This is a genomic window from Achromobacter ruhlandii, from assembly GCF_902859695.1.
GTDB lineage: Bacteria > Pseudomonadota > Gammaproteobacteria > Burkholderiales > Burkholderiaceae_B > Achromobacter > Achromobacter ruhlandii.
This window is the reverse complement of record NZ_CADIJL010000007.1, coordinates 190,354-214,131: the sequence shown is the minus strand read 5'-3', so window position 1 is coordinate 214,131 and position 23,778 is coordinate 190,354. Positions and strand designations below refer to the sequence as shown.

22 protein-coding genes are annotated in these 23,778 nt (G+C 68.9%); 7 read left to right on the top strand and 15 right to left on the bottom strand.

The window, feature by feature from the left end; genetic code table 11:
* Positions 1–332: 332 nt before the first annotated feature.
* The 3 genes from HV742_RS11850 to HV742_RS11840 are packed head-to-tail and all read left to right on the top strand — an operon-like array spanning position 333 to position 3,333.
* Positions 333–1,346 (top strand): Bug family tripartite tricarboxylate transporter substrate binding protein, encoded by a 1,014-nt coding sequence (locus HV742_RS11850; RefSeq protein ID WP_175145240.1) that lies wholly within the window; start codon positions 333–335, stop codon positions 1,344–1,346.
* 13 nt (positions 1,347–1,359) lie between these two features.
* A complete protein-coding gene (locus HV742_RS11845; RefSeq protein ID WP_175145239.1) occupies positions 1,360–2,295 on the top strand; it encodes a hydroxyacid dehydrogenase in 936 nt (311 codons plus the stop codon).
* A gap of 30 nt (positions 2,296–2,325) precedes the next feature.
* A complete protein-coding gene (locus tag HV742_RS11840) occupies positions 2,326–3,333 on the top strand; it encodes an Ldh family oxidoreductase (RefSeq protein ID WP_175145237.1) in 1,008 nt (335 codons plus the stop codon).
* A gap of 187 nt (positions 3,334–3,520) precedes the next feature.
* On the opposite strand, the gene HV742_RS11835 is transcribed toward HV742_RS11840, so the two are convergent.
* The 3 genes from HV742_RS11835 to HV742_RS11825 form a co-directional block, all read right to left on the bottom strand.
* Entirely contained in the window at positions 3,521–6,172 is a 2,652-nt protein-coding gene (locus HV742_RS11835; RefSeq protein ID WP_175145235.1) for a putative Ig domain-containing protein, read from the bottom strand.
* Positions 6,173–6,180: 8 nt separating this feature from the next.
* Positions 6,181–7,722, bottom strand: coding sequence for a hypothetical protein (locus HV742_RS11830; RefSeq protein WP_175145233.1), 1,542 nt, complete (start codon positions 7,720–7,722; stop codon positions 6,181–6,183).
* Between the two features lie 482 nt (positions 7,723–8,204).
* Complete coding sequence (locus tag HV742_RS11825; RefSeq protein WP_175145231.1) at positions 8,205–9,104, bottom strand: AEC family transporter; 900 nt, start codon at positions 9,102–9,104, stop codon at positions 8,205–8,207.
* 118 nt (positions 9,105–9,222) lie between these two features.
* On the opposite strand from HV742_RS11825, the gene HV742_RS11820 reads away from it, so the two are divergent.
* The gene (locus HV742_RS11820) at positions 9,223–9,459 is read left to right on the top strand and encodes a helix-turn-helix domain-containing protein (protein WP_054418955.1); all 237 of its coding nucleotides are present in this window, start codon (positions 9,223–9,225) and stop codon (positions 9,457–9,459) included.
* A 4-nt stretch (positions 9,460–9,463) separates the two neighbouring features.
* Here HV742_RS11820 and HV742_RS11815 read toward each other — a convergent pair whose 3' ends face one another.
* A complete protein-coding gene (locus HV742_RS11815; RefSeq protein WP_049070903.1) occupies positions 9,464–10,003 on the bottom strand; it encodes a hypothetical protein in 540 nt (179 codons plus the stop codon).
* A gap of 46 nt (positions 10,004–10,049) precedes the next feature.
* On the opposite strand from HV742_RS11815, the gene HV742_RS11810 reads away from it, so the two are divergent.
* Genes HV742_RS11810 through HV742_RS11800 form a run of 3 tightly spaced genes read left to right on the top strand, consistent with a single transcriptional unit; the run spans position 10,050 to position 13,122 of the window.
* Positions 10,050–10,958: an alpha/beta hydrolase gene (locus tag HV742_RS11810; RefSeq protein WP_063584589.1), complete on the top strand. Its 909-nt coding sequence runs from the start codon at positions 10,050–10,052 to the stop codon at positions 10,956–10,958.
* Positions 10,959–10,990: 32 nt separating this feature from the next.
* Complete coding sequence (gene gshA, locus HV742_RS11805) at positions 10,991–12,562, top strand: glutamate--cysteine ligase (protein ID WP_175145229.1); 1,572 nt, start codon at positions 10,991–10,993, stop codon at positions 12,560–12,562.
* A gap of 38 nt (positions 12,563–12,600) precedes the next feature.
* Complete coding sequence (locus HV742_RS11800) at positions 12,601–13,122, top strand: lipocalin family protein (RefSeq protein ID WP_049070897.1); 522 nt, start codon at positions 12,601–12,603, stop codon at positions 13,120–13,122.
* 107 nt (positions 13,123–13,229) lie between these two features.
* On the opposite strand, the gene HV742_RS11795 is transcribed toward HV742_RS11800, so the two are convergent.
* The 11 genes from HV742_RS11795 to HV742_RS11745 all read right to left on the bottom strand — a co-directional run bounded on the left by HV742_RS11795 (position 13,230) and on the right by HV742_RS11745 (position 23,725).
* Positions 13,230–14,171: a M14 family metallopeptidase gene (locus HV742_RS11795; RefSeq protein WP_059269139.1), complete on the bottom strand. Its 942-nt coding sequence runs from the start codon at positions 14,169–14,171 to the stop codon at positions 13,230–13,232.
* A gap of 89 nt (positions 14,172–14,260) precedes the next feature.
* Complete coding sequence (locus HV742_RS11790; RefSeq protein ID WP_175145227.1) at positions 14,261–15,250, bottom strand: Bug family tripartite tricarboxylate transporter substrate binding protein; 990 nt, start codon at positions 15,248–15,250, stop codon at positions 14,261–14,263.
* Positions 15,251–15,411: 161 nt separating this feature from the next.
* On the bottom strand, positions 15,412–16,326 hold the full coding sequence (locus HV742_RS11785; protein WP_059269135.1) for a LysR family transcriptional regulator: 915 nt from the start codon (positions 16,324–16,326) through the stop codon (positions 15,412–15,414).
* Positions 16,327–16,351: 25 nt separating this feature from the next.
* Positions 16,352–17,236 carry an alpha/beta hydrolase gene (locus HV742_RS11780; protein ID WP_175145225.1) on the bottom strand — a complete coding sequence of 295 codons (885 nt, stop codon included), beginning with the start codon at positions 17,234–17,236 and terminating at the stop codon, positions 16,352–16,354.
* Entirely contained in the window at positions 17,229–17,990 is a 762-nt protein-coding gene (locus tag HV742_RS11775; RefSeq protein ID WP_049070888.1) for a GntR family transcriptional regulator, read from the bottom strand. Before HV742_RS11775 ends, HV742_RS11780 begins: the two co-directional genes overlap by 8 nt.
* 82 nt (positions 17,991–18,072) lie before the next feature.
* Entirely contained in the window at positions 18,073–19,098 is a 1,026-nt protein-coding gene (locus tag HV742_RS11770) for a carbon-nitrogen hydrolase family protein (protein WP_175145223.1), read from the bottom strand.
* 19 nt (positions 19,099–19,117) lie between these two features.
* A complete protein-coding gene (locus HV742_RS11765) occupies positions 19,118–19,810 on the bottom strand; it encodes an ABC transporter ATP-binding protein (protein ID WP_175145221.1) in 693 nt (230 codons plus the stop codon).
* On the bottom strand, positions 19,797–20,552 hold the full coding sequence (locus HV742_RS11760; RefSeq protein WP_049070886.1) for an ABC transporter ATP-binding protein: 756 nt from the start codon (positions 20,550–20,552) through the stop codon (positions 19,797–19,799). The genes HV742_RS11765 and HV742_RS11760 overlap by 14 nt, the downstream gene beginning before the upstream one ends.
* Before the next feature lie 109 nt (positions 20,553–20,661).
* The gene (locus HV742_RS11755) at positions 20,662–21,648 is read right to left on the bottom strand and encodes a branched-chain amino acid ABC transporter permease (protein ID WP_049070885.1); all 987 of its coding nucleotides are present in this window, start codon (positions 21,646–21,648) and stop codon (positions 20,662–20,664) included.
* Entirely contained in the window at positions 21,645–22,559 is a 915-nt protein-coding gene (locus HV742_RS11750) for a branched-chain amino acid ABC transporter permease (RefSeq protein ID WP_006392582.1), read from the bottom strand. Before HV742_RS11750 ends, HV742_RS11755 begins: the two co-directional genes overlap by 4 nt.
* Positions 22,556–23,725: an ABC transporter substrate-binding protein gene (locus HV742_RS11745; protein WP_175145220.1), complete on the bottom strand. Its 1,170-nt coding sequence runs from the start codon at positions 23,723–23,725 to the stop codon at positions 22,556–22,558. Before HV742_RS11745 ends, HV742_RS11750 begins: the two co-directional genes overlap by 4 nt.
* Positions 23,726–23,778: the final 53 nt, after the last annotated feature.

Genomic DNA, 23,778 nt, shown 5'->3' with positions numbered 1-23,778 from the left:
GGGTCCCGGCCCGGCGCGCGGCGGCCGTCCGCGCCGCCGCGCGCGGGACCGTCGCGGCGGCGGCCCTGCCGCAATCGCAGTCCTTGCAACACCGCGCTCTCGCGCGGCACCCGCAGTCCCTGCAACACCTCGCTCTCGCGCAGCACCCGCAGTCCTTGCAACACCTCGCTCTCGCGCAGCACCCGCAGCCCTTGCAACACCTCGCTCTCGCGCAGCACCCGCAGTCCCTCGCAGCACACGCAAAAAATGCATGCAGACCCGGGCGCAAGCCGCCACGGCAGCACAGGCGCAAGCATTCCTACCCGGGCGCCCATCCCCAAGGAGGAAGACCGATGAACCGCGAGCAACACCCCCCTATCGACGACGCGCAACGCCGGCGCGTACTCGGCGCGCTGGGCGCCGCCGGCCTCTGTGCGCTGGCGCCGTGGCAACAGGCGCTGGCGCAGAAGGGCAACTGGCCCAATCGCCCCATCAACTACGTCGTGCCCTTCCCGCCCGGCGGCCTGACCGACGTGGCCGCCCGCCAGGTGGGCAAGGCGCTTGGCGACGCCGAACGCTGGAACGTGGTGGTGGAGAACAAGCCCGGCGGCAGCGCCAACATCGGCGCCGCTCACGTCTCGCACGCCGCGCCTGACGGCTATACCTGGCTGGCCATCACCCTGTCGCACGCCGCCAATGCCACCCTGTTCGCCGGCAAGGCCGGCTACGACCTGACCCGCGACCTGACGCCGGTGGCCGGCCTGGCGTCCTCGCCCATCATGGTGGTGGTCAACGCCAAGAGCCCGATCAAGACCATGGACGACCTGGCCCGCGCGGCGGCCGCCAAGCCGCTGGCGGCCGGCTCCAGCGGCAACGGCACGCCGCCGCACCTGACGCTGGCGCTGTACCAGAAGCTGACCGGCGCGCCGCTGATGCACGTGCCCTACAAGGGCGGCGCGCCGTCGCTGACCGACCTCATCGGCGGCCACCTGGACGTGGTGTTCTCGAACTATCCCGAATCCCTGTCGCACGTGAAGAACGGATCGTTGCGGGCGCTGGCCATCACGACCCGGGAGCGCAGCCGGGATCTGCCCGACGTGCCCACCGTGGCGCAGGCCGGCCTGCCGGACCTGATCGTGGAGAATTTCACCGGCGTCATGGCGCCCGCCAGCACGCCACCGGCGCTGGTGCAGCGCATCGGCGATGCCATCGTCAAACAGATTTCGCAGCCCGCCATGCAGCAGGCCCTGCAACAACTGGGCTTCGTGCCGCAGCCGCGCGGACCGGCGGAATTCGGCAGTTATCTGCGATCCGAGGTCGACCGCTGGGCCAGGATCATCCGCGACGCCAACATCCAGATCGCCTGACGCCGGAGCCGCCATGCACGTGCTTATCTCGGAATTCATGGACGCGCCCGCGGTCGACGCGCTGCGCCAGCGCTTCGACGTGCGCTACGCCCCCGACCTGGTGGAGCGGCGCGAAGCCCTGCTGCGCGCTGCCGGCCAGGCCGACGCCCTCATCGTGCGCAACCGCAGCCAGGTGGACGCGGCGCTGCTGGCGGCCGCGCCGCGCCTGCGGGCAGTCGGCCGGCTGGGCGTGGGGCTGGATAACATCGACCTGCCCGGCTGCGCCGCGCGTGGCATCCAGGTGGTGCCGGCCACCGGCGCCAACGCGCGCGCGGTGTCGGAATACGTCATCGGCACGCTGCTGGCGCTGCTGCGGGGCGCCTATGCCGCCAGTGCCGAGGTGGCGGGCGGACAGTGGCCGCGCGCGGCCTTGTCGCAAGGCCTGGAGGCGCACGGCCGCACCCTGGGCGTGGTGGGGTTCGGCGGCATCGGCCAGTTGACCGCGCGGCTCGCGGCCGGGCTGGGCATGCGCATCGTCGCCTGTGACGCCGCCTTGCCGGCAGATCATCCCGCCTGGGCCGAAACCGGCGCCACGCGGCTGGAACTGGACGACCTGCTGGCCCAGGCCGACGCCGTCACCCTGCACGTGCCCCTGACCGCCGGCACCCGCCACCTGCTGGACGCCGCCCGCATCGCCCGCATGCGGCCGGGCGCGGTGCTGATCAACACGTCGCGCGGGGGCATCGTCGACGAGACCGCGCTGGCGGCGGCCTTGCGCGGCGGGCACCTGGGCGGCGCGGCGCTGGACGTGTTCGAACAGGAACCGTTGCCCGCCGGCGGCCCGCTGGCCGGCGCGCCCAACCTGATCCTGACCCCGCACATCGCCGGCCTGACGCGGGAAGCCAACACCCGCGTTTCCGACATGGTGGCCGCCGGTGTGACAATAGCGCTTACCGGCGGTGCCCGATGAAGCGCGGCGCGCCTCCCTGACAGGAAGGATATGGCTCACATCTATCTGGACGAACTCCAACACCTGGCCGCGGCCAGCCTGGCCGCCGCGGGCGCCAACCCGGCCATGGCCGACAGCACCGCCCGCGCGCTGGTCTTCGCCGAAAGCCAGGGACTCAGTTCCCACGGCCTGTCGCGCGTGCCGTTCTACGCCGGCCACCTGCGCACCGGACGCGCCATCGGCAACGCCGTGCCGCGCATCGTGCACGAGCGCGGCGGCGCGGCGCTGATCGATGCCGGCTCGGGCCTGGCGTTCCCGGCGTGCGCGCTGGCGGTGGCCGAAGCCGGCCGCCGCGCGCGCGAACACGGCGTGGCCTTCATCGGCGTGGCCAACAGCCACCATTTCGGCGAGGCCGGCTATCACCTGGAAGCCCTGGCCGATGCCGGCCTGGTGGCGCTGGCGCTGAGCAACTCGCCCGCCGCCATGCCGGCCTGGGGCGGCAAGCGTCCGCTGTTTGGCACCAACCCCATCGCCGCCGTCTTTCCGCGTCGCGGCGGCGGCCGCATCGTCATCGACCTGTCCTTGTCGCAGGTGGCGCGCGGCAAGCTGATGATCGCGGCGCGCGACAACCAGCCGATCCCGCTGGGCTGGGCGCTGGACGCCGACGGCCAGCCCACCACCGATCCCAAGGCCGGCCTGGCCGGCAGCATGCTGCCAGCCGGCGGCGTCAAGGGCGCGATGCTGGCGCTGATCATCGAACTGCTGGCCTGCGCCCTGACCGGCTCGCACTTCGGTTTCGAGACCGAGTCGTTCTTCGTCGACGAGGGTGGCCCGGCGCGGCTGGGGCAGGCCTTCATGGCCATCGACCCGGGCGCGCTGGCGGGCAACGAGGCCTACCTGGAAAGAGTCGAAACGCTGGTGGAGGCCATGCTGGAAGACGACGGCGTGCGCCTGCCCGGCGATCGCCGCCGCAAGCTGCGCGACGAAGCGCTCAAGCATGGGGTGGAGATTCCCGAGGCGCTGATGGCGCAGTTGCGCGCCATGGCGGGCGTGGCTTGATATTGTCCCTGGCGGCTGCTCCCCGGGATCGCACCGGCCGCCGGGCACAGCCGGCCCGACGCTCCTCGCCATGACCCCTCTTCGGCATGACCCGTGACGATCTGGCCGGCCCCTGTGGCGGCGGCCCGATCGCCACTCGGGCTGACCAACCCTTGGTCCGCCCCCCCATCCACTGCCGCGCAGACGATCACGGCACCGCCGGCTGCACGATCTCCAGCGAGAAGAAAGCCGAGGCGGACACAACGCCTGGTACGGCAAGGTCGGAGATATAAACGAAGAATTCGTTCTTCATTTTCTCGCGGGCCATGCCAGTAATGACACCCGTGTTGGGATCCATCTTCAACCCGGGGGGCAATCCGCCTCCCGCCACGCGATAGGTGACCGGCCGCCCCGCGGCACTGACGCCTGACGCGGGTTGATAATTGACGGCTTCCCCGACCTGATACGTCTTCGACGACTCCAGGACCGTCGCCGTCGGCAACTGGTACGTCACCAGGCCGAAACGGGCCTCGGCCTCATGGGCAGGCGAAGCGCTGTCGGTGACCGTGACGGTGTACCTGGCGGCGTCGTCATCAATCTGTTCGACAGTCGGCATGCCGGAGATGATGCCGGTGGCGGAATCCATCGACAGCCCGGCCGGCAGCGCTGGCGCCACCTTGTACGTGAGCGCGCTGCCGACGCCGCTGGACGCCGTCACCGGCGCGTAGGGCGGGAAGGCCTGATTGACGCGCTGGGGCTTTGCCGGCGCATTCAGTGTAATGGCGATGCCCGGATTGGGAGATACGCCCAGCTTGAAGGTGGCAGATGCCGACTGCCGGGGATTGGCGCTGTCCGTGACCGTGACGGAATACACGGTCTCGGGCGACAGCTCGATCCGCGTGCCGGGAATATTCTTGATCGCGCCGCTCAGTTCATCCATCGTCAGCCCGGCCGGCAAGGCAGGCTGCACGCTGAAATGATGCAGGCCCAGGCCGCCCTCGGCCTTGATCGGGATTTCCATGACGTTGGCATCGGCCACCACGGAGATCGTCGGAGTCACCGTGATCGCGGACAGTTCCGGTTCGATCAGCAGAGAGAACTTGCCAGTCACAAAATGCCCGAGGCCATCCATCACGGTGTAGGTATATATGGTGAACGCGGACGCCGCAGTGGCGATCCCGGTGACGGCGCCGGTTCCCTCATTCATGACCAGCCCCGCCGGCAACGCCGGCGTCACGGTGTAGTGATACGGACGCAAGCCGCCCGAGGTGGTGGCCGGCGTATAGGAAACCGTGTCATTTACCCGATGCGTTTCGCTGGCATTGAATACGAACGTCTTGAGCGTCGGAAAAACCCGGAGCGAGAAGGTCGCGCTGGCCCTCTGCGCGATGCTGTCGCTGATGGTGACGGTGTAAACGGTCTCGGCCGACTCGCCAACGGCGGAACCGGAGATGCTGCCGTCGCTCGCATTCATGGCCAGGCCGGGCGGCAACGCAGGTGAAATCTCGAAATGGAACGTACCCACACCCCCAGAAGCATTGACCGGAGCCGTTACCGTCACGGGATCTTCCGCCATCACGGAGACCAAATCGACCCGAGACGTCGCCAGGAGCATTTCATCAATCTCCATCATGAAACTGGCCGTGACCGTATGCGCCGGCGTATCGCTATCGGTAACCGTGACGGTGTACGTAGTCAAGGGCGCTACCGCGACCGCGGCTCCTGTCAACGCCCCAGTCGCCTCATCCAGGTTCAGTCCCGACGGCAATGCGGGGGAAATGGCGTAATGAAGCGCGCCCACACCGCCCGCGGCACTCACCGGCTGATAGCTGAGCTTATAGCCCACGGCCGCCCGCGTTCTCTCCGAGGAGAAAGGAACCGCCGTCAGCGCGCCCCTGATCTCCAACGTGAAGGTACTGCTAACCTGGTGCGCGGGCGAGGCGCTATCAGTGATCGTCACGGTGTACTCGGTCAGGGGCGATGCAACCGCGGCCGACCCTGTGATGAGGCCGTTTGCCGCATTCATTGTCAGCCCCTCCGGTAGCGCCGGCGCAACGGCGTAGCTGAGCGTACCGATTCCCCCGTCGGCCAACATTGGCGTGCCACTGAGCGCATCACCTACCTGCGCCACCCAGGTCAAGGTGGCGCTGTTGATGAAGGAGCGCATGGCCGGCCCGACCTCCAGGTTGAATGTGGCCGTGGCCGATCCCGGCGGCGTGGCGCCGTCGGTCACTGTCACGGTATAGGTAGTCAGCGGCGACTGGGCGCTGGCGCTACCCGTCAGGGTGCCGGAGTCCACCGAGAAATCCAACCCCGCGGGCAAGGCCGGGGAGACGGCATAACGCAGCTTGCCGATCCCACCGCTGCCACTCACGGGAACCACAGCGACACCGACCGGTTCGTTGACCAGCCAGGTCCTGGAGGTGAAGTTGGCGCTGGCCGACAGGGGCCCCACGACAGCCACCTGATAGCTGCCGGTGCCCGCCTCGAACGCGGGCAGGTCGGCCGCCTGCGTGGCGGTGATGGTGGCGGTGCCCGGGGCCACCGCGGTGACCGTGCCATCGGCGGCGACGCGCGCGATGGCGTCATCGCTGGAACGGTAGGTGATGGCCCCCTTGCTGGCCGGCTGGTCGCTGCGCGCGGGATTGGCGGCCGTGTCGCCGAGCGTCAGGGTGAGCGCCGGTTGCGCGAAGCTCAGCGTCGGAGTCGCGGTGGCCCTCTCGACGACAACGTTGATCACGCTCAGCCGCGACTGCGCAAATGTCGCGCCGGTCCAGGACAGGCCCAGGACAAGGCAGACCCCGGCCAGGAAGTAGGCGACCAGGTCGGAAAGGGTTTGGAGGTATTTTGACATCTTCATCCGGCCGTTCATTTGCGGCCCACGGTGATCTTGACGTTGTAGGTCGCCATGGTGGCGTCGCTGACACGCACCACGTACTCGTCGGTCTGCGCCGGCACAGGCAGCCTGAACAGGTCGACCGAGAGTTGCGCGGGCGCGACCGCGAACTGCGGCAGCATCGCCACCGCGGCGCCGTTTTTCTGCACGGCCGCCAGCGTCAGCGCGCCACTGCCCACGGCGATGGTCAGGCGCTGGCCATCGGCGCTGACCTTGGCGCCCGGCGGCAGGCCGGCCTTCTCGATGAAGACTTCCTGCACGCCGGTGCGGTCGACCTTGGCCAGGAACGTCTGCGGAATGCGGTCGGGCCGCGTGACGGCCTTGTCCAGCAGGCGCTCGCCGGTGTACTGCCGCAGCGATTCGCGCATGGCCAGCGAGCTGCCGTCGGACGTATAGCGCGACGGCGAGATCAGCTTCATCAGGTCGACGTAGACCATGACCGTCTTGCTGTTGAGCGCGCCATCGCGGCCGCGCGACATGCCGAACGACAGCCGCGCCTTGTCGCCCGACAGGCTGGCGACCAGGTCGCGCGACACGCCGGTCGATACGCGCATGTCGAACAGGTAGTCCTTGTAGACCGCGAACTTCACGCCGCCGGACAGATAGGGACGGTGGCGGCTCTCGACCGAGCCGTCGCCCATCGGATAGCGTTCGTGTTCCAAGCCGAGCGACGTGTTGAGCACCAGCGTGGAGAACGGCGCGTATTGCATGTCGACGCTGGCGCCGAACAAGCGGCCCGTGGAGATGCGGCGCGGGTCGTACAGCACCCGGGTGTAGCTGGCGTAGTCCTCGACCACCGTGCGGCTCGACAGGTCGTTCGGGCTGTGGGCGCGCGCGCCCCACGCGGATGCGCCCAGCGCATGCAGTCCCAGCCCCGATTCCGGTGCGAACAGGCGGCGCGCCGCCACGATGCCCGCCAACTGTGTGACCGGCACGCGCGCGCTGCCGGAATCGAAATCGAACGACGGCCGGCCCTTCATCAGCGACACCGCGGCGTCGAATTCGTATTGCTTGCTGGCGTCGACGAAAATGCCGCGGCCGATCAGTTCGCGCTGGTATTCACCGAGCTGCACGCTCGCGCCGAGCGCGAAACGATCGGTGATGAGCCGGGAATATTCGATGCGGCCGATCGGCGCGTTGTCCATGGCGCCGCCGCCGACCCGGAAACGCGAATCGGGCGTGGACAGCGCGAAGGAATCCCGCCCCAGCGCCAGGGTGCCGTCGCCCACGGGCACGGTCAGGTTCGCATTTGACGCGCCCATGCGCGTGTCGGCCGCCGCGGCCATCATGGGATTGCCGCGGGCATCGCGCCGCGCCTGCTCGGCCCGCGCGGAGTCCTGCAGGAACGAAGCGAAGGCCCGTTCGAGTTCGCGCTTGTCGCCGGCTTGCGGCGCCGGCAAGTCGGGCAACCCGGCCGCCCTGGCTGGCGTGGGCGAGGCGAAGGCCGCGGCCAGCGCTAGCAGCAGCGCTCGCATGCCGTGGCAGGACAGGGGCCCGCCACGGTCGGCAGGCATCTTGCCAGGAGACGATTCCGTATTGGAATGGGCCGCGCGATGGGCGATGGATTTCCGCAAGGGAACGGGCTGAGGCATTTTGATACTTCCAACATCGGCCGCGACGATGTCGCCGGAACCTGAATCACGAGGAATGCGTTGATTCCAGGTACCTGAAATGGACGAAAAGACCGCGCGGCCGACGCACAAAATTAAGTGAGCGAATCGACCACCACGGTCAATTGGATACACAAAGTATCTGAATGCCTGCGGCGAAAGAAGCGCGCGCTATCCAGAATCGGACGGCCGGAATGCGCAGTCCTCAAAGGGCGGAAATCGGGGCGGAAAAATGACACGAGGCATCACATTCCGGCGGCGCGGACCGCATGAGCGCACGCAAAAAAAACGCGGCCGCCGTTGCCCGGCGGCGCGCGGTGGCGCCCCCGCCAGGCCAGGCGCCCGATTGCCTGCCTGTGTGAGGCTCTTGCCAGAGTGAACAGACCCTATGGGCCGGCGTGGCTGAACCAGAGCATCAGCGGCGCCAGCAACAGGAACACCACGGTCGACACCAGCACCGCGCCGGCGGCCGTATCGCCCATTGCGGTGTAGCGCTTGGCGTACATGTAGCTGACCACCGCGCACGGCATGGCCATCTGCAGCGTCAGCGCACCGGCCAGCACCGGCTCCAGATCGAGGATCCACACGATCGCCAGGCCCGCGGCCAGTCCGGTCACCAGCCGCATCGCCGCCACCTTGGCGCCATCGCGCAGGCCATTGGCCGGGATCAGCGCCAATGCATGCCCCAGGCTCAGCAGCATCAGCGGCACGGTCACGGCGCCCAGCATGCGGGCGGTCTCGATCAGCCAGGCCGGCACCGGGATGTGCAGCAGGCGCATGGCCACGGCCACCACCGAGGCCAACAGGATCGGGCTCTTCCAACTGCCCTTGGTGTTGACGCCGGGCAGCAGCCGCACCGCGATGGTGTGCATCACGAAAGAATTGACGGCAAAGAACGCCACCGCCACCGACAGTCCGGCATCGCCGAACGCCAGTTGCGAGATCGGCAGGCCCAGGTTGCCGGCGTTGGGCAGGAAGGCCGTCGGCAACAGGGTGCGCACCGGCAGGCGGCCCAGCTTGAGGAGCGCGGCGCAGGCCAGTGCGCACAGCAGCAGCGCCAGCAGCGTGGCGGCCGCCACGTCGGCCAGCGCGCGGTCGTCCAGGTGGGTGGTGACGAAGGTATGGAACACCAGCGCCGGCGTGGTCACGGACGTGACCAGGGTGGTGATGAAGGCGCCGCCGAACGGCAGGTCGCGCTTGCCCCAGAACACGCCGATGCCGACGCACGACAACAGGGGCAGCATTAGCACGATGGCCGACAAATAGAACTGCGCGATGGCCAGCATCCGTTTATTCCATCAGAGATTCAAAGTGAGATACGTAGCGGCATCGGCGCTTGTCCGTCGGCCATCCCGGGCCGGAGCATGGGTTGTCTTTTGCCAGTCGCACCACGCCGTATCCGCCATGTCCGCCAAACCCGCTTTCGCCCCGCCGCGGGCGCCCGCCGCCATCCGCCTGTCGCCGCGAGAATCGGCCTCGCTGCACTGGAGCGCCATCGGCAAGACCAGTTGGGAAACCGCCCGCATCCTCGACATCAGCGAAAGCACCGTCAATTTCCATTTGCGCAACGCCTGCCGCAAGCTGCAGGTGCGCGGCCGCCGCGCCGCGGTGGCGGCGGCGATCCGGCGGGGATTGGTGTGAACCGTCACGGCTTGACCACGACCGACCTCAGGAATTCACGCGCCCGTTCCTCGGGCAGGCTGGCTTCGGTGCCCGCCGCCACCGCCTCGATCAGCATGGTGTCGGTCACCCACACCCGCGCCCGCAGCCAGCCAGGCTTGCCCATGGCCTTGCCCTGCACGTCGATGTCCTGCCCGTAGGGCGGCCATTCGGTGGGCGGCGGCGCCTGCATGTTGACGTACAGCGAGCGCATCAGGGCCATGCCCAGCGCCTGCCGCGCCACGGGGTCGGCCGCGATCTCCGGCGGCAGCGGCGCCGATCCGATCGCGAACACCGCCTCGCCCACGGTGGCGGTGGCCAGCGTGAACGACAGCGTATGGGTGTCCAGCCGCAGCTGGCGGGTCTCGGTCTGCACGCGGTCCGGGAACGCCGCCCGCACCCGGCCGTCCGCCACGTCCACTTCGCGCCAGTTGTAACGGGGCGAGCAGGCGCTGGCCAGCAGGGCCACCACAAGAATCAGGCCGGCTTTCTTGAACATGAAACGAAACAGCGATGAAATCGTCATTACCGTAAAGACCCCACGGTCTTTTCATTTCGAGGACAGCCCCAAATTGTCGCCGATTTCGACCACCCCAGCGCCCGACGGCACGCCCCTGGCCAATTATGTCTGGCCCGCCGCCCCGAATGTGCCCCCGCCGATCATCGGCCCCGGCACGCCCGGCATCTACCTGCTGCATGGCCTGAGCGAGCATGCCGGGCGCTATGACCGGCTGGCGCGCTGGCTGACCGCGCGCGGCTGGACGGTGGGCGCCCACGACCACCGCGGCCATGGCCGCTCCGGCGGCCGGCCCGCCACCCTGGCGCGCCAGGAGGACCTGGTAACCGACGCCGTGGCGCGCCTGGCCGACTGGACCGCCGCCCACGGCCGCCCGCCGATCCTGCTGGGCCACAGCCTGGGCGCCCTGGTGGCGGTGCGGATCGCCCTGCAGCGGCTGGCCCCGATCGACGCCCTGGTGCTGAGTTCGCCGCCCTTCGTGGTCAACGTGCCCCTGTGGGTGCGCCGTACCCTGACCTGGATGTCGCTGCACGCGCCGGACCTGCGGGTTCCTCACGGCCTGGCGCCGGCCCGCATCTCGCACGACCGGGCGGTGGTCAAGGCCTACCGGTCCGACCCCCTGGTGCGGCGCAGCATGACCGGCCGGCTGGCCCGCTTCGTCGATGACGGCGGCCGCGATTCCCTGCGGGAAGCCCATCTCCTGGCCTGCCGCACCCTGCTGATGGTGGCCGGCGACGATTCCATCGTGGCGGCCGAGGGCAGCCGCCAGTTCGCCCAGCGCGCGCCCGCCGAATTGCTGACATTGCGCTGGTACGACACCGCCTGGCACGAGATTTTCAACGAAACCGCCCCCATCGCCGACCCGGTCTACGCCGACCTGGACGAGTGGCTGGCGCGCACCGCCGCGCAATTGTCCCTGTCCCCAGTACAGGCTCCCTCGGCAGAGGAGGCCAGCACCCCGTAAAATCCGGCGACAGACCCCATCGAGAAGATTCCGTGACTGATACCGCCGCCCAACGCCTCTCCCGCCTGGAGGCCAACCGCTCGCTACTGACCCAGACCCTGCGGGGCATCGAGAAAGAAGGCCTGCGCGTCGACGAGCAAGGCATCCTGGCCCGCACGCCGCACCCGGCCGGGCTCGGTTCCGCGCTGACCAACGAACACGTCACCACCGACTATTCGGAATCGCTGCTCGAACTGATCACCGGCACCCACGACAACGTCGACGCCCTGCTGGCCGAACTGACCGCCACCCACCGCCACGTCTACAGCGTGCTGGACCACGAGCTGATCTGGAACCAGTCGATGCCGGCCACGCTGCCGGCCGAGGCCGACATTCCCATCGCCTGGTATGGCACGTCCAACACCGGCATGCTCAAGCACGTCTACCGCCGCGGCCTGGCCGAGCGCTACGGCAAGACCATGCAATGCATCGCCGGCGTCCACTACAACTTCTCGCTGCCCGAAGCGCTGTGGTCGGTGCTCGACACCCAGCCCGGCACCGACCAGGACCGCCGCTCGCGCGGCTACATCGGCCTGATCCGCAATTTCACGCGCTACTCCTGGCTGCTGATGTACCTGTTCGGCGCCGCGCCGGCGCTGGCCCGCGATTTCCTGCGCGATGGCGAACACGGCCTGCAACGCCTGGGCGACCACACCCTGTACCTGCCCCACGCCACCAGCCTGCGCATGAGCGACCTGGGCTACCAGAACAAGGCCCAGTCGCAGCTCAAGCTCTGCTACAACGATCTCGATACCTTCCTGGGCCGCCTGTACGACGCGGTCACGCAGCCGTGGCCCGACTACCAAAAGCTCGGCACGCATCGCAATGGCGAATGGATCCAGCTCAACACCAACGTGCTGCAGATCGAAAACGAGTACTACTCCAGCATCCGCCCCAAGCGCGCCACCGGCCGCTGCGAGCGCCCGATCACCGCGCTGGCCGAGCGCGGCGTGCAGTACGTGGAAGTGCGCTGCCTGGACATCAACCCCGAATCGCCGGTGGGCATCGATGCCGACACCAGCCGCTTCGTCGACGCCTTCCTGCTGTTCTGCGCCGCCTCCGACAGCCCCTTCTTCCCCGCCAACGGCTACTGTCAGCGCAGCGCCGACAACTTCTCCACCGTGGTCAAGGAAGGCCGCAAGCCCGGCCTGCAACTGGACCGCGACGGCAAGGCCATCGGCCTGGCGCAATGGGGCCAGGAACTGCTGGACCAGATCGCGCCCTACGCGGCCCTGTACGATTCGGCCCTGGGCGGCAGCGCCTATGCCGACAGCCTGGCCGCGCAGCGCGCCAAGCTGGGCCGGCCCGACGCCACGCCGTCGGCGCGCCTGCTGGCCGCGCTGGTCGACAGCGGCGAATCGTTCCACGACTATTCGCTGCGCCAGAGCCGCGAGCATGCGCAGTCACTGCGGGCCCAGCCGCTGCCGGCGGACGTGGCGGCCGAATACCGCCAGGCCGCGCTGGACTCCAGCGCCGAACAGCGGCGCATCGAGCAATCCGATGACGTCGATTTCGATACCTACGTCGCCCGCTACCACGCCGCGCTGAAGGCGCCGCGCAAATAAGGCGTATCGTTAGGGTTTTGGATCAGGAGGCTTTCCCCATGCGCCGCATTGCAACATTACTGTTGGCCGTCGCCGCCAGCGCGGCCGGAATCTCCCACGCCGCGCCGCCGCCCATGCAGACCGTGGAGTCGGTCGACCTGAAGCGCTATGCCGGCATGTGGTACGAGATCGCCAACTTCCCGATGTTCTTCCAGCGCAATTGCGTGGGCGACACCACCGCGGAATACACGCTGCATCCGGACGGCACCGTGGGAGTCAACAACCGCTGCCGCACCAAGGACGGCGACATCGACTCGGCCTCGGGCACCGCCACGGTGGTCGAAGGCAGCAACAACGCCAAGCTCGAAGTCTCGTTCTTCAAGCCGTTCAAGGGCGACTACTGGGTCATCGGACTGGACCCGGACTACCGCTGGGCGGTGGTCGGCACGCCCGACCGCAAGTACCTGTGGATCCTGTCGCGCTCGCCGCAACTGCCCAAGGAAGACCTGGACCGCGCCCTGGCCGCCGCTACGGCGCAGGGCTATCAACTCGACGAATTGCGTTATACGCCGCAGAAGTAACGACACGGCCGGCCCGGCGTCGCAATGCCCGGAGGGCATGCGACGCGACGCGACGCCCGGCCGGGCGGATCGGCGCGGCGATCAGGCCGCGCCAACCGTCCGTGCCATCAGCCTGCGTAGTCGCGCGCCAATCGCACCACCGTCACGCCCGGCTTGAGCTGGCGCAGCGACGGCATCACCAGCGTGCAACGGTCATAGGGCGAAACGATCGCCCGGCCGTCGGCCCAGCCGATCACCGATCCCGCCTTCTCCAGCGTTTCCAGGCCCTGCCAGGGCTGCGCGAAGCTCACGTCCATCGACGGCGCCACCACGGCGTCGGTCACTTCCAGCACACGCTGCGCGGCGTCGGGGCGCAGCCAGCCGGCCGGGAGGTCGGTGGCATCCGCCACCTCCGCCGCGACCAGCATGCGCGCCACCATGTCGCGCGCCACGTCGCGCGCCGCCGGATCGCCGTGAAAGCCGCATTCGATCAGCAGCGCGCAGGCGTCCTCGCGCGCCGGATCGCCGAACTGCGCGAAATCGCGCATGCGCACGCCGTCCTTGTGGCCGGCGTCCACGATGACGTGCCGCGGCGCCTTCAGGCGCCGCGCCAGGGCGATATTGCGCGGCAGAAGGCCCGTCAACAAAAGCGGCGCGCCCGGCTCGTGCATGGAATGCAGGTCCAGCAGCCAATCGGCGCGCTCGACCCATGGCCGCAATTGCGCCGCGCGCTGGCGGTCGCGGGTCGTGGGATTGTCCAGGCGCTCGGCGCTCCAGACCCGGTTCATGTCCTCGTCGACGAAACGCGAAGCGTCATGGCGCGCCAGGTCGAAACGGTCGAACGCCGGCAGGTTGCAGAACGCGAGCGTCAGGCGGCCGCGGCGCGGCCGCAGGCCCGCGGCCAGCAGGTCCTTCAGCGCCCAGGCGCCGCACAGCTCGTTGCCGTGCACCAGCGCGGACAGCATGAGGGTGCGGCCGGGCAGGCCCGAGTCGAAATGCCAGACGCCCGGCGTATCGGTGTTGCCCAGGCGCTCGGCGGCGAGGTCGGGAACGGAAAGCGTGAAATCCATGGAACGGCCTGCGTTGATAGGGTGTGGAATGGGTCCGGATGCGCCGGCGGCCGCGCTGGGGCGGCCGCCGGCGCGGGAAGGCATCGCGCTTATTGCGCTTCGATCTTGGCCGCCTTGACCAGCTCTCCATACTTGCGCGTCTCGGCCGCCTGCGAGGCCACCGGATCCACGCCCGGCTGCGCCAGCACGCCGCCGGCTTCCAGCATCTTGGCGCGGAATTGTTCCGACCTGAGCGTATCGGCCAGGGCCTCGCGCAGCTTGGCGGCCACCGGCTCCGGCAGGCCGGCCGGCCCGTACAGCGAGAACGTGATGCTGAGATCGACGGCCTCGAAGCCCGGCGTCTCGGCCAAAGCGGGAATGTCCGGCGCCACCGGAGAGCGCTTGGGCTGCGTCACGCCCAGCGCCACGATCTTGTCGGCGCGCACTTGCGGCAGGCCCGAGGACAGCACCAGCACGCCGAAATCCAGCTGGCCGCTCATCAGGTCGGTCACCAGCGGCGACACACCCCGGTAAGGAACATGTTCAGCGCGCGTATTGGTTTCCTGGTTGATCATCTCGCCGGCCAGGTGCAGCGTGGTGCCAACGCCCGACGAGCCGTAGTTGAAGCTGCCCGGCGCGGCCGCGCGCAGCTTCTGCAGGTATTCGGCGGCGCTCTTCACGCCGGAATTCTTGCTGGCCGCCAGCACCATGGGTTGCGAGGCAATCACGCCTAGCGCGGTGAAGTCCTTGGCGCCGTCGTACTTGACGGCGCTGTTGATCATGCGGGCGACGACCATTTCATTGGTCGAGCCCAGCAACAGCGTGTAGCCGTCCGGCGTGGCGCGGGCCACGCGCTGCGCGCCGATGGTGCCGCCGGCGCCGCCGGCGTTCTCGACCACCACGCTCTGGCCGATACGCTTGGCCAGCTCCTCGCCGAACAGGCGGGCGGTCAGGTCAACGCTGCCGCCGGCCGGGTAGCCGACGATCAACGAGACCGGGTGGTCGGGGTAACCGGCGGCGATGGCCGGCGAGGCGATCAACGAAACGGCGGCACAAAGCGCGACCGACGCGCCGCGCAAGGCGTGCGGAACGAATTTCATGAATTTCTCCCTGGGGTGCTGAGGTGGACGGCGGCGCCGTCTCGTTCGAGTTTCGGGAGACATTCTGCGCGTGGGCCGGCGGCATGATGTGCCAAGTCGGCACATTTCCGTGCTAATTCAGATCGCCGCCGGCCTGCCCCTGCGAGCAATGACGCGCCGCTTCAGGCCTTGCGATTGGCGGTGGCTTCCCAAGCCGCCTCGGCGAGATCGGCCAGGCGCGCCCGCGAGCGGTACAGCCGCACCTCGAAGGCGATCTCGTCGCTGCGGCCGCCCAGCGACACCAGGACGCCGCGGCGACAGTCGGCCGCCACCATCGACCAGGGCAGCCAGGCCACCCCCAATCCCTTGAGCGCGGCGCCATGCGCGGCATCGAGCGAATCGATGCGCACGAACGGCGTCAGCGCATAGGGCGTGGATTCGAGCCTGTCGCCCAGGATGCGCTCCATCGACAGGCCGCCGGCGTAGGTAATCAGCGGCGCCGGCTGCCCGCCCTCGCTCAGCACATAGCGGGCGCGGCCGCGGCCGTCGGCCTGGCTGACCGGCACCAGCTTGTCGGTGCCCAGCGTCATGTAGCGGTAGCGCACCGGGTTGAGCTGCATGGACAGGGCCGGATGCTCGTAACAGCACAGCAGGTCGACCTTGCCCTGCTCCAGCCGCATCGCCATGTCTTCCATCTTGCCGGTGGAGATCTCCAGTTGCGTGCCTTCGACCAGCACCTTCGGCGCGCGATGGCGCAGCCGCGCGATCCAGTCGCCCACCACGGTGCGCGACAGGCTGCGGCCGGTGGCGATGCGCAGCACCGCCTCGCCGCCCGCGCCGGAACTGCGGATGCGATGGCGCACCAGGCCCATCTGCTCGACCACCTGGGTGGCGGTCTTGAGCAGGGCCTCGCCCTCGGCGGTCAGCGTCACCGGCACGCGCTGGCGTTCCACCAGCGGCGCGCCGGCCCAGGCCTCCAGCGCGCGGATGCGACGCCCGAAGGCTGGATGCGTGACGTGCCGCGCCTCGGCGGCGCGCACGAAGCTGCCGCTCTGCGCCAGCGCGATCAGGTCTTCGAGCAGTTTCAGGTCGGCCATGGCGCGCCCGTGTCCGTGAACGCGCTCAGGCTTGCGCCAGGCCCATCATCGCCAGGGTGGCGCGGGTCAGGTCGCTGGCCGGGTCCTCCAGCTCGTTCACCAGGTCGAAGTGATTGCAATGCGGCGTCGGGATGCGCGTGGCCTGCAGGCCGGCGCCGGTCCAGGCGCGTTCGAAGGCTTCGGTCTGGTTCTTGAAACCCTGCGTCTCCAGGCCGCCGACGGCCAGCAACATGGGGCCGGCGCGCTCGGGCAGGTTGAAGATCGGGCTGTGGCGCGCGGCCTGCTCCGGCGTCAACTGCAACCAGGTGTTGGGCAGCACGTCGCACAGCGGTCGCAGGTCGAACAGGCCGCTCAGCGCCAGCGTGCCCTTGACCACGTCATCCGGCACGCCGTAGCGCGCCGGCCAGGCGGGCGCGGCCAGCATCGCCGCCAGATGCCCCCCGGCCGAACTGCCGCCGACGTAGATACGCTCGGGATCGACGCCGTACATCTCCGCATTGTGGTACAGCCAGGCCAGCGCCGAGCGCATCTCGCGCACGATTTCCGGCAGCGTCGCTTCGGGCGCCAGCGTGTATTCCGGCACCGCCACCGCCGCGCCGGCGGCGTTGAAGGCCTCGGCCATCACCGGCGCGTCTTCCTTGCGCTGGCCGCGCCAGTAGCCGCCATGGATGAACACGAACAGCGGCGCCGGGCCGCGATTCGCCGCCGGCAGGAACAGGTCCAGCCGCTCGTCCTGGCCCATGCCGTAACGCAGGTTCAGCAGGCCGGGACGGCGCGACTTCACCGCGGCGGCCGACTCGGCGTAGCGGCGCACGCAGGCGTCGAAGTCCGCCACCGACTCGCGGGCGTTGTATTGCACCTCGCGCTCGGCGATGGTGGGGAAAAAGAGATCGATGTCCGCGTCACGCATGAATGGCCTGCCTGTCGTCCTGGGAAATGATGTGTTCGATGAATTGCGCCGTCTTGCGGTAATGCGCCGCCAGCATCGCCACCGAGCCTTCGACGTCGCGCGACAGCGCCGCGTCCAGCAACTGGCGGTGCTCGTCGTCGACATTGCGCTCGGGGCCGTAGGCGGTGGCGCCGGCGCGCGCCGGGCGCCGGTAGCGTTCAGTCTGCGCATACAGCTGCGTGGACAGGTCCAGCAGCCAGTGCGAGCGGCAGGCCCCGATCAGCGCGTGGTGGAAGTCCAGGTGGCGCGCCTCGAGCGACTCCTCCAGCTCCTGGCTGGGCGGCACGGCCTCGCCGGCGCGCTGCGCCGCCAGCGTCAGCGCATGGTAGGCGCCGACCAGCCGCGCCTCCCAGGCGTCATCGGCGTTGGCCAGCGAGCGCCGCAGAGCGTCGCAATCGATCAGGATGCGGGTCTCGCAGGCGTCCCACATTTCCTCGACCGACAGCGGCGCGATGCGAAAACCGCGCGAGGTGGTGGTGATCACCATGCGTTCGCTGCGCAGCCGGTTCAGGGCTTCGCGGATCGGGGAAAAGCTGCTGCCGTAGCGTTGCTTGAGCAATTCCAGGCGCAGCGACTGGCCCGGCGCGAACGCCCCGCTCATGATGTCGCGCCGGAGCAGGCGGTAGACCTGCTCGGACAGCGTGATTTCCTCTACCTCGGCGTTCCCGTCGGCGCCGGGCTCGTCCTGGCGGGAAGCTTTGATTCTTGGCTTCAACGTGCTCTCCAGATGTCAGCGGCCTTGAGGCCGGGGCCGGCGGGCGCTCAGGCGGCCCATTCTACCCGCGGCCCGGTCGCCCCTAGCCGCGCGCCTCGGGCAACGGCTCGAAGTCTCCGTCCAGGTCGGCGGCGCCCGATTCGGCCAGGTCGTCATAGCGCGCCGCCTGCAGCGGCCGCCGGTTCACGCGCAGGTCGAACACGTCGAAGCGGTTGTAGTGGCCGACGATGTCGTGCATCTGACGCGGCTGGATGCAGCGCGACAGGTCGATCTCGGCGTAGACGATGCCTTCGTCGTCGATCAGCGGTTCGCCGATGACGCGGCCGTCCGGCCCCAATATTCCCGAAAACGCGCTGTTGCGGCGCGCCAGCATCTCGCGCGCTTCCGGATGGCTGGCGCTGATGGCGTCCTGGATCTCGGTGGAAATGGTCGAGCACGACACCACCGTGAACACCTTGCCCTCGAATGAATGCGCCGCCGCCCGCAGGCGGATGGCCTCGGCCATGTCGTAGTCGGGCGGCGCCACCGGCAGCGAGATATAGCTGGCGACGTGCACCATCTCGCCCTGCGCCAGCAGCGAGAAGCGCGCCAGCGTGTTGGTGTTCTCGCCGCAGGCCAGGCCGCCGAGCTTGCCGACGGACGTGTCATACACGCGCAGCGACTCGCCGTCGCCGTGGGCCCAGGTCAGCTTCTCGGCCCAGGTCGGCACCAGCTTGCGGTGGCGGCCCAGGACGCGGCCCTCTTCGTTGATGAAGACCATGGTGTTGTAGATCGTGCCGACGCCATGGCGGCTGCGCTCATTCACGCCCACCACCACGTTGACGCGGTGCTGGCGCGCGGCCTGGGCGATGCGGCGGATCTCCGGCCCCGGCAGCTCGATGGCGCTCTTGCAGAGCTTTTCGAACCACGGGCTGCCCTGCACCGGGTTCATCACCCAGCTCCAGTAGGGATAGGCCGAGACGAACACCTCGGGAAAGGCCACCAGGCTGGCGCCGTTGCCGGCGGCCTCGGCGATCAGTGCGCAGGTCTTTTCGACGGTGGCGTCGGTGTCCAGGAACACCGGCGCGGCCTGGACGGCGGCGGCCTTGAAAACGGGCAGGTTCAACATGCGTGTGCTCCTATTGCGGTCAGATGCCGAGATAACGTTGCGCCAGGTCGGGCTGCGCGGACAGTTCCGCGGGCGCGCCCGACCAGGCCACGCGGCCCTTGTCGACGATGTAGTGACGGTCCACCAGCGTCGCCATCTCGGGCAGGTTCTTGTCGATCACCAGGATGGTCTGGCCCTCGGCCTTCAGCGCCCGCAGGCAACGCCAGATTTCCTGGCGGATCAGCGGGGCCAGCCCTTCGGTGGCCTCGTCCAGGATCAGCAGCTTGGGATTGGTCATGAGCGCGCGGCCGACCACCAGCATCTGCTGCTCGCCGCCCGACAGCGTGCGCGACGACTGCGCGCGGCGCTCCTTCAGGCGCGGGAACAGCGCGTAGACCCGCGCCAGGTCCCAGCCGCCAGGCGCGGCGCGCGAGGTCGCCACCAGGTTCTCTTCCACCGACAGCGAGCCGAACACGCGCCGCCCTTCCGGCACCAGTCCCACGCCCAGCCGCGCCACCGCGCTGGGCGCGGGCCGCGACAGCGTCTGGCCGCGGAACTGTACCTGCCCGCCGGTGGCCGGCAGCATGCCCATCAGCGTCTTGATGGTGGTGGTCTTACCCATGCCGTTGCGGCCGATCAGCGAGATCACCTCGCCCTCGGCGGCCTCGAAGGCCATGCCGAACAGCACCTTGCTCGACCCGTAGCCGCCGGTCAGGCCCTCAACCTTCAACATGTTCTTCTCCCAGGTAGGCGGCGCGCACTTCCGGATGGCGCCGCACCTCGTCGGGCGCGCCGCTGAACACCACCTTGCCGTAGACCAGCACGCTGATGCGGTCGGCCAGCGCGAACACCGCGTCCATGTCGTGCTCCACCAGCAGGATGCCGTAGTCGCCCTTCATGCCCAGCAGCAGGCGCGTCATGCGCGCGGATTCCTCCGGCCCCATGCCGGCCATGGGCTCGTCCAGCAGCAACAGGCGCGGCGAGCGCGCCAGGGCCACCGCCAGTTCCAGCTGGCGCTTCTCGCCGTGCGCCAGATCGGCGGTGCGCACGTGGCGCCGGTCCGCCAGGCCGACATGGGTCAGCCATTGCATCGCCTGCGCCTTCAGGCCGGCGTCGCGGCGCGGATCGGACCAGGCGCCAAAGGCGCGGCCGCCCTTGAGCATGCTGGACAGGATGACGTTTTCGAGCGCGGTGTATTCCTGGCACAGCTCGGTGATCTGGAACGAGCGGCCCAGCCCCAGCCGGGCGCGCTCGAAGGCGCGCAGCGCCGTCACGTCGCGTCCGTCCAGTTCGATGGTGCCCGAGTCGGGCCGGATCTCGCCGCAGATCTGCGCGATCAGCGTCGACTTGCCGGCGCCATTCGGGCCGATGATGGCGTGGATCTCTCCGGCGCGCACGTCCAGGTCGACGCCGTTGGTGGCGACGACCGCGTCGAAGGCCTTGCGCAGCCCGGATAGACGCAACAGCGTCTGCATATCAGTCGTCCCCACTGTCGATGCCTCATCGGAATGCCGCGGATCCGGCTCCGCCGGTCCGCCGGCATGCACCCTTGAGGGGGAAGCGCGCAGCGCTCCGGGGGTGGTCTCAATCCGCATGACGCGTCTCCAGGAGGCGGCCGAACAGGCCCTTCTGTCCCCACAGCACCACCAGCACCAGCACCGGCCCCATGTACAGCAGCCAATGCTCGGTCAGCGACGACAGCATCTGCTCCAGTCCCAGGAACACCGCCGCGCCCGCGATCGGACCCAGCAGCGTGCCCACGCCGCCGAGGATGACGATGGCCATCAGCTCGCCCGACTTGGTCCAGGCCGCCATGTCCGGCGTCACCAGCCCGGCATAGTTGGCCCACAGCACGCCAGCCAGCCCGGTGCCCACCGCCGACAGCACGAAAGCGCTCAGGCGGTAGGGCGTGGGCGCCACGCCCAGGTTGATGGCGCGCCGTTCGCTCTGGCGCAGCGCCTGCAGCACCATGCCGAAGCGCGAGTTGGTAACGCGGATGCACAGCAGCGTCCAGAGGGTCAGCAGCGCCAGGCAGACGTAGTAGAACGTCAGCGGGTTCTCCAGGTTCAGGCCCGGCAGCACGTTGCGCTGCGAGATCATCAGCCCGTCGTCGCCGCCATAGAACTGCAGCGACACCAGGATGAAGTACACCATCTGCCCGAACGCCAGTGTGATCATGATGAACTGCACACCGCGCGTGCGCAGCGCCAGGTAGCCGAACAGCCAGCCCGCCAGCGCGCACACCGCCAGCGCGATCGGCCACACCACCAGCGCGGCGTTGCTGCCGGCCCAGCCGAACAGCGGCCCGGCTTCGGTGGTGTGGAAGGCGATGATGCCCACCGCATAGCCGCCCAGCCCGAAGAACATCGCGTGGCCGAAGCTGACCATGGCGCCGTAGCCGATCACCAGGTCCAGGCTGACCGCGGCCAGGCCGTAGATCAGGAAGCGCGTCACCACGCCGATCAGGAACGGCGTGTCGGTGGCCGCCGCCGCGCCCGGCAGCGCCAGCAGCAGGATCAGCCCGGCCAGCCCCCAGCGCGCACGATTCGAAAGTGTCTTTGCCATCATCATCCTCGCGCCGGGAACAGCCCGCCCGGCTTGGCGATCAGCACGATCGCCATCAACACATAGATACTGGCCGAGGCCAGGCCCGCCGCCAGCGGATCCGCCGTGGCCGGCGAGAACACCGCGCCCAGCAGCTGTGGCAGGAAGGCCCGCCCCATGCTGTCGACCATGCCGACCAGCAGCGCCCCCGCCAGCGCGCCGCGCACCGAGCCCACGCCGCCGATCACGATGACCACGAAGGTGGTGATCAGGATGCGCTCGCCCATGCCGATCTCGACGGCCAGCAGCGGCGCCGCCATCACGCCCGCCAGTCCGCACAGCAGCGCGCCCAGGCCGAACACCAGGGTGTAGAGCTTCTTGATATCCACGCCCAGCGCATCGACCATTTCACGGTCGTCGGCGCCGGCGCGGATCAGCATGCCGATGCGGGTGCGGTTCACCAGCCACCACAGCCCCACCGCCACCAGCGCGCCGACCGCGATGAACGACAGCCGGATCAGCGGATACTGGAAGCCCGGCGCCAGCGTCACCGCGCCTTCCAGGAACGACGGGATGCCCACCAGCGGCGGCCGCCGGCCGAAGATCAGGCTGACCGCCTCGTTCGAGAACAGCAGCAGGCCGAAAGTGGCCAGCACCTGGTACAGGTGGTCGCGCTTGTACAGCTTGCGGATCACCAGCACCTCCACCGACAGGCCGTACAGCCCCGCCCCCAGCAACGCCGCCAGCACACCCGCCAGGAACGAGCCGGTGGTGCCGATGGCATAGGCCGCGCAATATGCGCCCACCATGTAGAACGAGCCGTGGGTCAGGTTCACCACGCCCATGATCCCGAAGATCAGGGTCAGCCCGGCGGCGAGCAGGAACAGCATCGCGCCGAACTGCAGCCCGTTGAGCAACTGTTCGAAGAGCAATGTCATGACGGCATCTTGCAGAATTGGGCGTAGGCGTCCTTGTCATCGGACACCAGCTTGCGCACCAGGCGCGGCGACAGGCCGCCGTCAGCGTCCTTCTCGATGCGCATCAGGTACAGGTCCTGCACCGGATGCTGGTTGGTGTTCATGCTGAACTTGCCGCGCAGCGAGGCGAACTCGGGCTTGCGCAGCGCGGCGCGGAACTCGGCCTGGCGCGACAGGTCGCCGCCGGTGGCCTTCAGGCCGACGCCGATCAGCTGCGCCGTGTCATAGGCCTGCATCGCGTAATCGGTGGGCACGCGGCCATAGGCTTCCTTGAACGCCTGCACGAAGGCTTTGGACTGCGGATTGTCGAAGTCCTGCGACCAGATGCCGGTGACGTAGGCGCCCTGCGCCGCGTCGCCGGTGGCCTTGATCATGCGCGCATCCATCGAGAAGCTCGGCATCAGCATCGGCACGGTCTTGTTCAGGCCGGCCGCGGCGTACTGCTTGACGAAGTTGATGCCGGTGCCGCCCGGATGGAACTGGTAGACGGCATCGGGCGCCAGCGACCGCACCCGCGCCAGCTCGACCGAGAAGTCCGACTGGTCCAGCTTGGTGTAGATCTCGGCCACCACCTCGCCCTTGTAGGTGCGCTTGAAACCCTCGATGGCGTCGCGCCCGGCCTGGTAGTTCGGCGCCAGCAGCGCCACGCGCTTGTAGCCCAGCTCATTGGCGGCCACGCCGCCCGCCGTGTGGAAGGCATCGTTCTGGTACGAGGCCACGAAATAGTTCGGGTCGCACTTCTCGCCGGCAAAGCTCGACGGGCCGGGGTTCAGGCTGACGTAGAACGCGCCCGACTTGACCACACCCGGCGCCACCGCCGCCAGCACATTCGAAAAGTTCACGCCGGTGAACAGCTTGATGCCCGACTGCAGCATGCGGTCGGCCGCCTGCTTGGCGTTGGCGGGCTTGAGGCCATCGTCCTCGATCACCAGCTGCACCGGCACCCCGCCCAGCTTGCCGCCGCCCTGCTTGATCGCCAGATTGAAGGCGTCGCGCTCGTCCTCGCCGATGTAGCCGGCAGGCGTCGACAGCGTGGCGATGAAGCCGATCTTGACTGGCTCCGCGGCGTGCGCGATGCCCCCCAGCGTCCAGGCCAGGCCCGCCGCCAACATGGTTTGCTTGATCATTGTTTTCCCCTTGGAGACCGCCGCGCCCGCCGTCTCGTGGCGGGCGCTGGAAT